The 13,503-nt window shown below is 72.0% G+C and carries 9 protein-coding genes; 3 read left to right on the top strand and 6 right to left on the bottom strand.

Annotation, left to right across the window (positions count from 1 at the left end):
- The first annotated feature begins 13 nt into the window (after positions 1 to 13).
- Entirely contained in the window at positions 14 to 1,612 is a 1,599-nt protein-coding gene (gene aceB / locus ABZV77_RS13440; RefSeq protein ID WP_356254857.1) for a malate synthase A, read from the top strand.
- Positions 1,609 to 2,481 (top strand): 3-hydroxybutyryl-CoA dehydrogenase, encoded by an 873-nt coding sequence (locus tag ABZV77_RS13435; RefSeq protein ID WP_356254854.1) that lies wholly within the window; start codon positions 1,609 to 1,611, stop codon positions 2,479 to 2,481. The genes aceB and ABZV77_RS13435 overlap by 4 nt, the downstream gene beginning before the upstream one ends.
- Positions 2,482 to 2,549: 68 nt before the next feature.
- On the opposite strand, the gene ABZV77_RS13430 is transcribed toward ABZV77_RS13435, so the two are convergent.
- The 3 genes from ABZV77_RS13430 to ABZV77_RS13420 are packed head-to-tail and all read right to left on the bottom strand — an operon-like array spanning position 2,550 to position 6,128.
- Positions 2,550 to 3,698, bottom strand: coding sequence for a bifunctional 2-methylcitrate synthase/citrate synthase (locus tag ABZV77_RS13430; RefSeq protein WP_356254852.1), 1,149 nt, complete (start codon positions 3,696 to 3,698; stop codon positions 2,550 to 2,552).
- Between the two features lie 16 nt (positions 3,699 to 3,714).
- The gene (prpB, locus tag ABZV77_RS13425; protein WP_356254849.1) at positions 3,715 to 4,620 is read right to left on the bottom strand and encodes a methylisocitrate lyase; all 906 of its coding nucleotides are present in this window, start codon (positions 4,618 to 4,620) and stop codon (positions 3,715 to 3,717) included.
- Positions 4,620 to 6,128, bottom strand: a complete 1,509-nt coding sequence (locus ABZV77_RS13420) for an MmgE/PrpD family protein (RefSeq protein ID WP_356254846.1) — start codon at positions 6,126 to 6,128, stop codon at positions 4,620 to 4,622. Before ABZV77_RS13420 ends, prpB begins: the two co-directional genes overlap by 1 nt.
- Positions 6,129 to 6,370: 242 nt before the next feature.
- Between ABZV77_RS13420 and ABZV77_RS13415 the strand changes: the two genes are divergently transcribed.
- Positions 6,371 to 7,861 (top strand): short-chain fatty acyl-CoA regulator family protein, encoded by a 1,491-nt coding sequence (locus tag ABZV77_RS13415; RefSeq protein ID WP_356254843.1) that lies wholly within the window; start codon positions 6,371 to 6,373, stop codon positions 7,859 to 7,861.
- Positions 7,862 to 8,396: 535 nt separating this feature from the next.
- Here ABZV77_RS13415 and ABZV77_RS13410 read toward each other — a convergent pair.
- The 3 genes from ABZV77_RS13410 to ABZV77_RS13400 all read right to left on the bottom strand — a co-directional run bounded on the left by ABZV77_RS13410 (position 8,397) and on the right by ABZV77_RS13400 (position 13,464).
- Positions 8,397 to 8,930 (bottom strand): MarR family transcriptional regulator, encoded by a 534-nt coding sequence (locus tag ABZV77_RS13410; protein WP_356254840.1) that lies wholly within the window; start codon positions 8,928 to 8,930, stop codon positions 8,397 to 8,399.
- Positions 8,931 to 9,106: 176 nt separating this feature from the next.
- A complete protein-coding gene (locus ABZV77_RS13405) occupies positions 9,107 to 11,860 on the bottom strand; it encodes a discoidin domain-containing protein (RefSeq protein ID WP_356254837.1) in 2,754 nt (917 codons plus the stop codon).
- Between the two features lie 182 nt (positions 11,861 to 12,042).
- Positions 12,043 to 13,464, bottom strand: a complete 1,422-nt coding sequence (locus ABZV77_RS13400; protein ID WP_356254835.1) for an FAD-dependent monooxygenase — start codon at positions 13,462 to 13,464, stop codon at positions 12,043 to 12,045.
- Between the last annotated feature and the right edge of the window lie 39 nt (positions 13,465 to 13,503).

The raw sequence follows: 13,503 nt of genomic DNA, 5'->3' as shown, positions 1-13,503 counted from the left end.
TCCAGGAGATCCGATGTCCAGCAGCGCTCTGGCGCACCGCGTCGACGTTCTTGCCCCGTCCGGGCACCGTCACGATGAGATCCTCACGCCCGCCGCACTGGACTTCGTCGGGCGGCTCGTCGGCGCCTTCGGGGCCCGGCGGGAGGAGCTGCTCAAGGAGCGCCGCCGCCAGGCACTGCGGCTCGCGGCGGGCTCCCCGCTCGACTTCCCCATGGTCACCTCCGCCGTGCGCGACGACCCGACCTGGCGCGTGGCCCCACCGGCCCCCGGCCTCACCGACCGCCGCGTGGAGATCACCGGCCCGCCGGACCGCCGTATGACGGTCAACGCGCTGAACTCCGGGGCGCGGGTCTGGATGGCCGACTTCGAGGACGCCACCTCCCCCACCTGGGACAACGTCATCGACGGGCAGCTGAACCTGCTCGATGCCATCGAGCGGCGCATCGACTTCACCGCCGCCGGGGGCAAGGAGTACCGCCTCGCCGACCGCGACCGGCTCGCCACGATCGTGGTCCGCCCGCGCGGCTGGCACCTGTCGGAGGAGCACCTGGAGCTCGACGGCGAGCCCGTGCCCGCCTCCCTCGTCGACTTCGGCCTGTACTTCTTCCACTGCGCGCAGCGCCAGATCGACGCCGGTCACGGCCCGTACTTCTACCTGCCCAAGCTGGAGAACCGGTACGAGGCGCGCCTGTGGAACGACGTCTTCGTCGCCGCGCAGGACCTCCTCGGCATCCCCCGGGGCACGGTCCGCGCCACCGTCCTCATCGAGACGATCACGGCCGCCGTGCAGATGGAGGAGATCCTCTACGAGCTGCGCGAGCACAGCTCGGGGCTCAACGCCGGTCGCTGGGACTACCTGTTCAGCCTGATCAAGACCTTCGGGCACCGCACGGACTTCCTGCTCCCCGACCGCGCGAAGGTCACCATGACCGCGCCCTTCATGCGCGCGTACACCGAACTCCTCGTGCGCACCTGCCACCGGCGCGGCGCCCACGCCATCGGGGGCATGGCCGCCCAGGTGCCTTCGAAGGACCCCGCCGCGGACGAGGCCGCGTTCGCCACGGTCCGGCTGGACAAGGAACGGGAGGCGGAGGACGGCTTCGACGGCTCCTGGGTCGCCCATCCGGCGCTGGTGCCGCTCTGCCGCGAGGTGTTCCACGCGGTCCTCGACGACCGGCCGCACCAGCTCGACCGCACGCGCGACGACGTCGACGTGACGGCCGCCGACCTGCTGTCCACGCGCCGTGTCGGCGGCCCGCCCACTCCCGAGGGCGTCCGCACGAACATCGCGGTGGCTCTCGGCTACTTCGCCGCCTGGCTGCGCGGCCAGGGAGCCGTCGCCCTCAACGGGCTGATGGAGGACGCGGCGACCGCCGAGATCGCCCGGGTGCAGATCTGGCAGTGGCTCAGGCACCGGGTCGTCGACCGCGAGACCGTCCTGCGGCTGCTCGACGACGAGCTCGGATCGCTCGGGGCCGACTACCCCTGGGTGGACATCGACGCGGTGCGCGAGCTCTTCGAACGGAGCACGCTCGCCGTCGAACTGCCGCAGTTCTTCACGCCGTACGCCTACTCGCGCCACCTCGTCCGGCACGCCGGGGCACGATCGTGAGCGGGCACATCCGGCGCGTCGGCGTGGTCGGCGGCGGGCAGATGGGCGCGGGCATCGCCGAGGTGTGTGCGCGGGCCGGTGTCGACACCGTGGTCTGCGAGGCGGACGCGGTGGCCGCCCGCGCGGCGCGGGACCGGGTGACCGCCTCCTTCGACCGGGCGGTGCGGCGCGGCAAGCTGGACCCGGTCGCCGCGGGGGACGCCCTCGCCCGCATGGCGTTCACCGGCAACCTGGACGACCTGGCCGACCGGCAGCTGGTCGTCGAGGCCGTGGTGGAGAACCCGGAAGCGAAGACGGAGGTCTTCGCGGCCCTCGACAAGATCGTGGCGGACCCCGGTGCGGTCCTCGCCACCAACACATCCTCGCTGCCCGTCATGCGGCTCGGCATGGCGACCGGCCGCGCGGACCGGGTCGTGGGCCTGCACTTCTTCAATCCCGTTCCGGTGCTGCCGCTGGTCGAGGTCGTGACGTCCCTGCACACCTCCGCGGAGACCGTCGGGACGGTCGAGGACTTTGCGGCCCGCACGCTGGGCAAGACCGTGATCCGCTCGCAGGACCGGGCGGGCTTCGTCGTCAACGCCCTCCTCGTCCCCTACCTGCTGTCGGCGATCCGGATGGCGGAGTCCGGCTTCGCCTCCCCCACCGACGTCGACGCGGGCATGGAGCTCGGGTGCGCCCACCCCATGGGGCCGCTGAAGCTCGCGGACCTCATCGGCCTCGACACCGTCGCCTCGATCGCGGAGTCCCTCTACGACGAGTTCAAGGAACCCCTCTACGCCCCTCCCCCGCTGCTCCAGCGCATGGTCGAGGCGGGCCTGCTGGGCCGCAAGACCGGCCGGGGATTCCATCGCTACGAAGACCTGGGCTGAGGGGCCCTGGAGAGGCGGCCGCCTGCCGAGGGGGCAGGCGGCCGCCTCCGACACTCGCTCCCGCGGCACTAGCCGACCGGTGTCGGCACGGCCCGCTGGTCCGGCCCCGCGTACGAGGCGAGCGGCCTGATCAGCGCGTTGTGCGCGAGCTGTTCGGTGATGTGGGCGGTCCAGCCGGTGATGCGGCTCATCACGAAGATCGGCGTGAAGACCGGGATGTCGAAACCCATCAGGTGGTAGGCGAGGCCTGCCGGGTAGTCCAGATTGGGGTGGATGCCCTTGCGGTCGGCCATGGCGTGCCGCAGCGCGGCGTGCAGGGTGGCGAGTCGGGTCGTCCCGGGGTCGGCGGCGCGGGCGACGAGCCGGTCCAGGGACTGCTGCATGACCGGTACGCGGGAGTCGCCGTGCTTGTAGACACGGTGGCCGAAGCCCATGATCCGGCGCCGGTCGGCCAGGGCCGCGTCGAGCCACTGCCCGGCCCGCCCCGGGTCGCCGATCTCGTTCAGCATGTGCATCACCGCTTCGTTGGCACCGCCGTGCAACGGCCCCTTGAGCGCGCCGATCGCCGCGGTGACCGCGCTGTACAGGTCGGACAGCGTGGAGGTGACCACCCGCGCGGTGAACGTGGAGGCGTTGAAGCTGTGCTCGGCGTACAGCACGAGGGAGGTCTCGAAGCAGCGGACGGTGTCCGGGTCGGGCACGCTCCCGAAGCACATGGCGAAGAAGTTCTCCGCGTACCCGAGACCGGGGTCCGGGGGGATGGCCGCGAGGCCCCTGCGGCGGCGCTGGTCCGCCGCGACGACGGTGGGCAGTCTGGCCAGCAGGGTCAGGGACTTGGCCCGGTTGGCGGCGGGGCTCCCGTCGTCCTCGATGGGATCTTCGGCACCGAAGAAGCTGACGGCGGTGCGCAGGACGTCCATGGGGTGGCAGGTCTCGGGCAGCCGGGCGAGGAGTTCGGACGTGGTGCGGTCCAGGGGGCGCAGGGCGCGTTCACGGGCCCGAAACTCCCGCAGCTGGGCCGGGTCGGGGAGTTCACCGTGCCAGAGGAGGTACGCGACCTCCTCGAAGGAGCGGTGGGCGGCCAGCTCCTGGACGGGGTAGCCGCGGTAGGTGAGGGAGTTGGTCTCCTGGATGACGGTGGAGATCTCGGTGGTGTCGACGACGACACCGGCGAGGCCCCGCCGGATCTCGGGGGTGCTCGGGGTGCTGAGGGACATGGGTGCCTCCGGTGCGTCAGGTGCCGGGCGGGAGAGTGAAGCCGAGGACGGCCGAGTCGAAGGCCGCGTACTCCTCGTAGTCCAGGAGCTCGTACAGGCGGGAGCGGGTCTGCATGCGGGGCAGCAAGGAATTCTGGGTGCCCTCGGCGGCCAGGGTGCGCAGTCCGTCCTCGATCGCGCCCATGGCCAGGCGCTGCAGGGTGACGGGGTAGAGGGCGATGTTGTAGCCGAGGTCCCGCAGGGTGTCCGCGGTGAGGAGCGGGCCCTTGCCGAACTCGGTCAGGTTGGCGAGCAGCGGCACGTCGACCGCCCGGCGGAAGGCCTCGAACTCCCTTACGTCCACGAGGGCTTCGGGGAAGACCGCGTCGGCGCCCGCGTCGACGTACGCCTTGGCCCGGTCGACGGCCGCGTCCAGGCCTTCGACCGCACGCGCGTCGGTGCGGGCCATCAGCAGGAAGTGCGGGTCGCGGCGTGCGTCGACGGCGGCTCGGACGCGGCGTGCCATCTCCGCGCGGGGCACGACCGTCTTGCCGTCCAGATGGCCGCAGCGCTTGGGGTTGACCTGGTCCTCCAGATGGAGCCCGGCGAGGCCCGCGTCCTCCATGAGCTGGACGGTGCGGGCGGCGTTCATCGGTTCGCCGAAGCCGGTGTCGGCGTCGATGAGGACCGGCAGATCGGTGACGCGGGTGGTCTGCTGGGCGCGGGCGGCGATCTCGGTGGATGTGGTCAGGCCGATGTCGGGCAGTCCCAGGTCGGCGGCGAGTACGGCGCCGGAGAGGTAGGCGGCCTCGAATCCCGTCTCCTGTATGAGCCGTGCGGAGAGCGGGTTGAGGGCGCCGGGCATGCGCAACAGCCGTCCGGAGGCGAGCTGTTCGCGGAAGTGGCGGCGGCGTTCGGCGGGGGTGGTGCGGGTGTGCAGCATCAGAACAGGCCCTTCGGCAGCCGTGCGTCGTACGCCGCGACGGCCTCCGTGTCGACGGCAGGGAACAGTCCGTCGAGGCCGGTGGCCGTCAGCTCGGCGAGGTGTCCGGCGGCCGCCAGGAAACGGTCCTGGGCTGCCGGTGCGACGACCCCGTCGGCGAGGGTGCGGAACTTGCCCGCGTAGGCCGTGCGGTCGAAGGGCCGGGCGCCCGCCGGATGCGCGTCGGCGACGGCCAGTTCGTCCTCGACGACCGATCCGTCCGCGAAGGTGATCACCGCGCGTCCGCCGAAGGCGCGTCGGCCCGGGTCGGGATCGTGGTAGCGGCGGGTCCACTCCGGATCCTCGACGGTCGTGATCTTCCGCCAGAGCTCCACGGTCCCGGGGCGGCGGGCGCGCTCGGGGGCGTAGGAGCGTTCGTGGTGCCAGCTGCCGTCCTCCAGGGCGACCGCGAAGATGTACGGCACCGAGTGGTCCAGCGTCTCGCGGCTCGCGCTGGGGTCGTACTTCTGCGGGTCGTTCGCGCCGGAGCCGATCACGTGGTGGGTGTGGTGGCTGGTGTGCAGGACGACCGAGCGCACCCGGTCGAGCGGCCCGGCCCGGTCACGCAGCCGCCGCGCCAGGTCGATGACCGCCTGGGCCTGGTACTCGGCCGAGTGCTCCTTGGTGTACGTGTCGAGGATCGCCCGGCGCGGCTCGCCGGGCTCCGGGAGCGCGACCGTGTAGTGGCTGTCCGGGCCGTCCAGCAGCCAGGCGAGGAAGCCGTCCTCCCCCTCGTAGACCGGGGACGGCGAGGTCTCGCCCCGCATCGCGCGGTCGGTCGCCTCGATCGCCGCCTTGCCCGCGAACGCGGGCGCGAACGCCTTCCAGCTGGAGATCTCGCCCTTGCGGGACTGCCGGGTCGCGGTCGTGGTGTGCACGGCCTGCTGCACCGCCTGGTACACCGTCTCCGTCGGCAGCCGGAGCAGCGCGCCCAGACCGCAGGCGGTGGCGGCGCTCAGGTGGGCCACGTGGTCGATGCGGTGCTCGTGCAGACAGATTCCCTTGACCAGGGCCACCTGTGTCTCGTACGCGGCGATGATGCCGCGCAGCAGGTCGGCGCCCGTGCGGCCGGTGTGCTGGGCGACGGCGAGCAGGGGCGGGATGTTGTCGCCGGGGTGGGAGTAGTCGGCGGCCAAGTAGGTGTCGTGGTAGTCGAGTTCGCGGACGGCGGTGCCGTTGGCCCAGGCCGCCCACTCCGGGGAGACGCGGGCGGGGCTGCCGAAGACCGAGGCCGTGGCGGACGACGAGGGGTGGGCCGTGGCCTGGGTCCTGGCGACCGCGACCGGTCGGCGCAGCAGGGAGGCGACGGCCACGGAGGTGTTGTCGATGACGCGGTTGACGGCCATGTCGGCGCTTTCGGCGTCCAGTTCCTCGTTTCCGGTGGCCACCTCGGCGAGACGCCAGGCGAGTTGTTCTTCGCGGGGCAGCCGGTCGGCACTGGGGTGGACGCGGACGTGGTGCTCTTTCACAGGACTCCTCACCGGGTCGGCGCGGCTGCGCTGTTGACGAGTTCGACCCGTGGTCCAACCCTCCCCGCACGCATGCCGCGGGACCACACGTCCCGGAAGTGGAATCCCGCCACGGGTCCGCTGCGAATCTGCGAATTCTGCGAATCATGCGGATGTTAAATTCGCATCCGAGAGCTTGTGCAGGGAGCCTTGCCGGAGCGCCTGGCGCGCCGGTGCGGCGCGGCGAGAACGGAAGTACGGGCATGCCACGCAGACCCACCGGCCGAAAGGTCTACGCCCACGCCAAGCTGCGCCGGCTCCGCCGCGACCGGGGCATGAACCAGGTCGACATGGCCCGCGCCCTCGCCATCTCCACGAGCTACGCCAACCAGATCGAGCAGGGGCAGCGCCCCTTGACGGCGCCCGTGCTGCTGCGCATCGCCGAAGTGTTCGGCGTGGACGCGGAGTTCTTCTCGGAAGCGGACGAGGACCGCCTCGCCACCGACCTGCGGGCCGCCCTCTCCGACGAGGCGTGCGGGGTGCCGCTGCCGGACGCCGAGGACATCGGCGAGGCCGCCCGTGACCACCCGGAGGTGGCGCGCGCCCTGGTCGCCCTGCACCGCCGGTACCGCTACGTCGCCGAGCAGGCCGCCGCGCTGGCCTCCCCCGGGACGGAGGCGTCCGACCTCCTGCCCGCCGAACCCCACGACGAGGTGCGGGACTTCTTCTACGCCCACCACAATCACTTCGAGCCGCTGGACAGTGAGGCCGAACGGCTGGCGCGGACACTGGAGTTGCAGCCGGGCCGGGCCGCCGACCCGCTCGCCGCCCACCTGTCCGACCGGCACGGCGTACGGGTCGTACAGGCGGCCCGTGGCCCGCGGGGCCGGTCGGCCGACGCGCGGCGCTACGACCCGGACACCGGAGTGCTGTTCCTCTCCCCCTGGCTCACCGACGGCCAGCGGGCCTTCCAACTGGCGACGCAGCTGGCCCTGTTGGCGTACTCCCCGATGCTCGACACGCTGGCCCACAGCTCTCCCGACCTGACCTCCGAGCCGTCGGCCGCGCTGGCCCGGATCGGCCTTGCGAACTACTTCGCGGGCGCGCTGCTCATGCCGTACGCCTCCTTCCACGCGGCCGCCGAGGAGGCGCGCTACGACATCGAGCTGCTCTCCGCCCGCTTCGGCGTCGGCTTCGAGACCGTCTGCCACCGCCTGAGCACCCTGCAGCGGACCGGCCGCCGTGGCGTGCCGTTCTCCTTCCTGCGCGTCGACCGGGCGGGCAACATCTCCAAGCGGCAGTCCGCCACCGACTTCCACTTCTCCCGCCTCGGCGGCACCTGCCCGCTGTGGACGGTGTACGAGGCGTTCTCCGCGCCCGGCAGGACGCTGACCCAGGTGGCCGAAATGCCGGACGGCAAGCGGTACTTCTGGGTCGCCCGCACCGTCTCCCGCGGCGGCCTCGGCCACCACGCACCGCGCGCGGAGTTCGCCGTCGCCCTCGGCTGCGAACTGCGCCACGCCCACCGGCTCGTCTACGCGGAGGGGGTACCGCTCGACGACCCGAGAGCCGCCACCCCCATCGGCCTGGGCTGTCGCATGTGCGAGCGCAGGGACTGTGCGCAGCGGGCGCGCCCGCCTGCGGGCGGACGGCTGGCCGTCGATCCGGACCGGCGCACACATGTGCCATATCCGGTGGTCGGTGATGTCGTCGGCGGTGCCGCGTCGGGCGGTGACGTACTCGGCGATGTCTGACCTGTGGCTCGTATCGCTCGCTCGTTTCCTTTCGCGCTCTGCACCGCGTTGCACTGTGCAAGGATGCGTTCAGCCGAGCAGCATTCCGCGCCTCTCCCAAGGCCCCCTCTGATGAGACAAGTTCCCTCGCTCCTGTTCGTCCTGTACGTGGCCTGTGCCGTGTGCAAGGCGCATATCGCTCACCTCGAATTCACCCCTCCCGGATCGCAACCCGTGAGCATGCCGCGCTGGGACGCGTCGAACCGGGCCTCCTATACCGCGTCCAGGAATCACTCGCTCTGGTGGTTCACCGTGGAGAGCGAGGCATATACGAACGGCGCGGGTGAGAACATTTCGGCCGATGACGCGGATCGCTATCGCGGGGCCTTCCGCTATCCGCGCACCTTCGCCCGTATCCACACGGCAGGCCTCAAAGGCGACGCGGGATTGTGCGGCGTGCGACGTCCCCTACTGCGCTCGGCACTGGCGCAACGAGGAGGCGGCCGCCCGGGGGACGACGCTGTGCCCGCTGGGACATCAGCGCTGAGGGGCGGGCTCAGACGCCACAATCGGCCGTTGCCTCCGCCCAGCCGAACGGATGCGGCTCCCGGGCCTCCGTGTCGGGCACCTGAGGCTCGCCGCCTGCTTCGTTGAACGCGGTCAACGCCGTTACCAGAGCCCCGCGTTGCTCCGGGGCGAGCCGTTGCACGATGGCCGTGATCTCCTCGCGGCGCCGGGCGGTGACGGTCTCGACGGTCCGCCGCCCCTCCTCGGTGACCTGAAGCAACGTCTCACGCCGGTTGCCGGGATTGACCCGCCGGTCGGCCAGGCCCGTCGCGATGAGCCGGTCCACCATGCGCATGGCGGTCGAGGGCGCGACCTGCAGATGCTCGGCGAGCGTTACCAGTTTCGTGACACCCCGCGTCGACAGGACGACGAGCATCCGCAGTTGCGGCAGGGTCACACGGTCCTCGACCTCCGCGAGGGAACGCGCCGACACGGCGACCAGCAGCCTCGATGCCGTCAGGACCGCTCGGGTCACCGCGTCGACATCGTCCGCGCCTTCTTGGCAGTTCCCGGGTTCGACCATGTGTCCTTTCTACCCCTCCCGGCGGAAGGCCGGGGAATCCGATGAGCGGATCACGTCGGTGGCGTCCTGGCAAGACTCTCCGACCCGTGGAAGTGACGCGTCGGCCGCCTTGGGAGAGGAGAGCGGGCCGCGCTCGCCCGAGCGGCGAGCGCGGCCCGATTCCGAGGGGACGGGCCCTACTTCACCGTCAGTTCCGCCACCCCCGGGTGCTTCTTCGCCCCCGCCTCGCCGCGCACCGTCACCCGCACGTACCGCGCGAGCCGCGGGTCGTCCGCGTCCGCCCGGTGCCAGTTCCGGCCGTCGAGGGAGACCTCGACGGTGTGGGCGGCGGGCTTGGTGTCGCTCCAGGTGGGGGTGACCTTCTTGACGAGGACCGGCTTGGTGAGGTCCGTCGTGAGGGTGCCGCGGGCGCCGTCCGGGACCCAGGCCGTTGCCGAGTTGCCGTCGAACGCGGCGCCCGCGTACATGCCGGGCTGCTCGGAGGAGGCCTTGGCAGTGGTGCAGCGGGCCGCGTTGGTGGTGGGCGTCAGGTCGGGGCGGCGGGTGTCGAGGACGGCGGGAGCGTCCTTGGTGACGGTCCGCTTGCCCTGCGGCGTGTCGAGCGTCATCGGCGCGCCGTCGGTGAGGCGCACGGTCGTGCGACGGGCACCGATCGCGATCTCGTACGTACGCCCCTGCCAGGCAAGGCCGCGCAGGGTGACGCCGCGGTCGAGCTGCGGAGGCAGCATCGGGTCGAGGTGGAGGCTGTTCTCACGCATCCGCAGGCCGGTCAGACCGTTGGTGAAGGTCTGCAGGAAGCCGCCCTTGCCGGTGAGGAAGTCGTGCGCGGGCGAGCCCGACAGCGGGTCCTCGGCACCCGCCTTCTCGCCTCGGGCCTCCGAGAACTGCGCGAAGGGGCCGCGCACGAACGGCTTGATGGAACGCTCCAGATAGGTGTACGTGGAGCAGCCAGGCTCGCCGATTCCGGCGGCGTCGATGGCGTGCACCGAGTCCGTCATGGCCGGGCCGTCCGGGTCGGTGCGCGCCGCGTAGTAGTCGAGGGTCGCGGCCGCCGCGCCCTTGGGCATCTTCCACTCCAGCGGATACATCAGGAGGACCGTGTCGGCCTGCTTGATGGTGCTGCCCTTGTAGCCGTCGTACTGCTGGAAGACCTTGCGCTTCTCGTCGTACGGGATGCGGATGCGGTCGGCGACGGTCTTCCACTTGGCGGGGGCCCGCTCGCCGAGCAGTTCGGCGGCGCGGGTGGCGTGGCGCAGCGCGGTGACGGCGCCCGCGTTGGTGAAGACCGCGTCGTCGACGCCGTTGCTGTACTCGTCGGGCCCGGCCGTGTCCTTGATCGAGTAGCTGCCGTCCTTGTTGCGGCTGACGCGGTCCGCCCAGTACTCGGCGATGCCCTTCATGACCGGGTAGCCGCGCTCGCGCAGCCAGTCCGTGTCCTTGGATGCCAGGTAGTACTGCCAGGTGGCCAGGGAGATGTCCGACTGGAGGTGGACCTGGGTGCGGCAGTGCGGCGGGTCGACGCTGTGGCACTCCTTGGCGAGGTTGCCCGAACTCCCGCTGTTCCAGGGGTAGAAGAGTCCCTCGTAGCCGAGCTTCCGGGCGTTCTCGCGGGCTCCCGCGCGGGTCCGGTAGCGGTAGTCGACCACGGACTTGGCGAGCTCGGGCCGGGTGGCGAGCAGGCCCGGGTACATCCACGTCTCGGCGTCCCAGAAGACGAGGCCCGCATAGTTGTCACTGGTCAGGCCCGCCGGAGCGATGCTGTTGGCGGCGCCCTCACGGGTGTTGGAGAGCAGCCCGTACTGCGCGGACCGCACCCATGACTGCATCTCGCGGCGCCCGCGCACCTCGATGTCGCTGCGCCACAGCCGGGCCCAGGCGGAGGTGTGGGAACGGAGCATGGCCTGCCAGCCGCGGTCGGCGGCCCGCTGCGAGGTGGCGGTGGCGTCCCGGCGCGGTGCGCGCGAGGTGAGGGCCGTGTCGACGCCGACGTACTTGGTGAAGTCGTACGACTGACCGCGCCTGACCGGCAGCGCCAGGGCCTGGCGGGCAGTCAGCTTCGCGGAGCTGCCCGCCTGTTGGGCCTTGGCTCCGTGCGCTCCGCGGTCGGCGCGCAGCGTGGAGGCGACGGCTCCGTCGACCTTGGTGCCGTCCGTGCGGAAGGCCACGTCCATGCTCGGCGAGGTCCTGCCGTCGGCGCCGTGCCCGTCGCCCCCGCCACCCGTTCCGGTCCGGTCGCCGCCGCCGGTCTGCTGGATGCGGCGCGCTCCGCGGCCGTCCAGCATGTCGGTGACGGTCGCCCTGCCGCTCCAGTGCGGCGTCATGCTCATGCGGACGGCACCGACGTGCGGGTTGGTGCGGTCGGCGAGCACCTCGTACGTGAGGTCGGTGCGGCGCCCGTCGGTGGCGGTCCAGGTCAGCGACGTACGGACGACACCGCAGTGCAGCAGGAGCGACTGGCGGTAGTGGGAGATGCGGCCGGACGGCGTCGAAGAGTTGAAGGTATCGCCCTTGTCTCCGCCCGTACTGACCGTGAGGGCGGTCCAGTTGGGCAGCGCGGCGACGGCCTGGCGGTTCTCGGCGGTCTTCTTGTTGTGCGCGTACAGGCCCGAAACGAAGGAGCCGTCGTAGCGCGGGGTGAACAGCGGCCACCCCGTCTTGGCCTCGCTTTCGGTGTATCCGGCACCGTTGGGCGGCACGCGTTGCCCCAGGTAGCCGTTGCCGACGAAGGCGTGAGTGGTGTCCTTCGCGTCGGCCCGGGTGGTGGTGCCGAGCGTCCAGCCGTCACCCGTGCGGCAGCGTGCGGCGGGGGTGGTGTCGCCGTCCGGCGCCGTCCGGGCCGCCACCGACGGCACCGCGGCGACGAGGGTTCCGGCCAGCAGCACCGCGGTCAGTCGGGCGGCGCGTGGCCGCGCACCGAGGGAGTACGTCATTGTTCTCCGTCACTCTGGTTCACCTGCGAGGGTCCAGGGACCATAAATTTCCTGAACGAGTCACGTCAATAGATGCGCGTTATCGGTCAAGACTCGAAGACATGGACGAAGAGTGACGGTACGTGGGTGAAGTGTCGCGGCGGAGTTCCAGGCCTGAGCCGTACGGGTGCGGCGCGCCGCGTTCAGCGTCGCGTGCCGCTGAGTCCGCACACCGCGAGTTCCTCGGCCGTGAGGTACGGGCCCTGCTGCGCGCCACGGCCCGGTCCCCGGGCGACGCCGAGCAGCACCTGCGGCCTGGCCAGGCAGGTCAGGGGCGCGGAGAGGGTCATCAGATCGGTCAGTGCCCGCAGGACCGCGGGGTTGACGGTGGCGGTCCGCATCATCCGCTGGGTGTACCCGCTCAGCAGTCGGGCCGCGGGCGGCAGCCGCTTGCCCGTGGTGGCGGGGTAGTTGAGGTCCTCGCCGGTGGCCAGACCCCAGGGGCCGCTCGTCGTGCGGGCCACCGCCCGCTGGACGTGCCGGGCGAAGCCCTTGGCGCGGGCCCGGCGCTCGCCCAGGGAGCGGTCGAGCGCGGCCGCACTGTGGGCGGCCACCGAGAGGCCCTGTCCGTAGACGGGATTGAAGGTGGCGACCGCGTCGCCCAGGGCGACGAACCCGTCCGGCGTGGCGGGCAACTTGTCGAAGCGGCGGCGCCGGTTGGCGGTGCCGCGGGTGAAGTGGACGTCGGTCAGGGGCTCGGCGCGTGAGATCAGGTCGGCCACGAGCGGGTCGCGCAGGCTCCGGGCGAACGGCTCGAAGTCGGCCGCGTTCCTGGTGGGTTCGCCGCCACGGGTGCCCGCCACGGTGACCAGCCAGCGGCCGCCCTCGACGGGCAGCAGAGTGGCGCCGCAGCCGGGGGTCCCGGAGCGGGGGTCGGCCTGGATGCTGACGAGTGGGAAGTCCTGCGCGCCGGGCGGCGCGCGGAAGAGCCGGGTGGCATAGACCTGACCGGCGTCCACGGTCTCCTCCTGGACGGCGGGCAGTCCGAGCCCGGCGAGGTGCCGGGCGGCCTGCGAGCCGCGGCCCGAGGCGTCGACCACGAGGTCCGCCTCCAGGTTCTCGACCGCGCCGCTTCCGGTGTCCCGGACGGCCACTCCGGTGACCCGGCGCAGGTCGCCGAGGAGTTCCACCGTTTCGGCGCCGTCGCGCAGGACCACCGGTCCGAGGGCCAGGACGCGCTCGCGCACCACCGCATCGAGGAGGTCCCGGGTGCAGGAGACGAGGAACTTCGTGTCGGGCCGACGCGGGAACCAGCCCTGGGGCCCGAGTACGACGATTCCGTCCGTCACTCCCAGCTTCCGCGCCCCGGCCGCCACCCATGCGTCGACGGTGCCCGGCAGCAGGTCATCGATGACGCTCGCGCCGCCCGACATCACCATGTGCGCGTGGCGGGCCTGCGGCAGCCCCCGGCGCGGTCCCGCCGTCTCCGGCATGCGGTCCCGGTCGACGAGCACCACCTCGTCCACATGGCCGGACAGGACCCCGGCGGCCAGCATTCCCGCCATGCCCGCACCCAGGACCACCGCACGGCTGCCTCCGCCGGACTCCCTGCCCTGTGCCTTCATGACCACGACCTTCCAGGCGGGACCGCAGCGCCGGACGCC

Source organism: Streptomyces sp. NPDC004732 (assembly GCF_040609235.1).
Classification (GTDB): Bacteria; Actinomycetota; Actinomycetes; order Streptomycetales; family Streptomycetaceae; genus Streptomyces.
Note: the sequence above shows the minus strand (reverse complement) of the source record. Positions and strands in the feature narration are given on the sequence as shown.

Excerpts from the sequence above, each read along its gene's own strand:
- aceB (WP_356254857.1), top strand. The coding sequence starts at position 14 with ATGTCCAGCAGCGCTCTGGCGCACCGCGTCGACGTTCTTGCCCCGTCC.
- ABZV77_RS13430 (WP_356254852.1), bottom strand. The coding sequence starts at position 3,698 with ATGTCCCTCAGCACCCCGAGCACCCCCGAGATCCGGCGGGGCCTCGCC.
- prpB (WP_356254849.1), bottom strand. The coding sequence starts at position 4,620 with ATGCTGCACACCCGCACCACCCCCGCCGAACGCCGCCGCCACTTCCGC.
- ABZV77_RS13415 (WP_356254843.1), top strand. The coding sequence starts at position 6,371 with ATGCCACGCAGACCCACCGGCCGAAAGGTCTACGCCCACGCCAAGCTG.
- ABZV77_RS13410 (WP_356254840.1), bottom strand. The coding sequence starts at position 8,930 with ATGGTCGAACCCGGGAACTGCCAAGAAGGCGCGGACGATGTCGACGCG.
- ABZV77_RS13405 (WP_356254837.1), bottom strand. The coding sequence starts at position 11,860 with ATGACGTACTCCCTCGGTGCGCGGCCACGCGCCGCCCGACTGACCGCG.
- ABZV77_RS13400 (WP_356254835.1), bottom strand. The coding sequence starts at position 13,464 with ATGAAGGCACAGGGCAGGGAGTCCGGCGGAGGCAGCCGTGCGGTGGTC.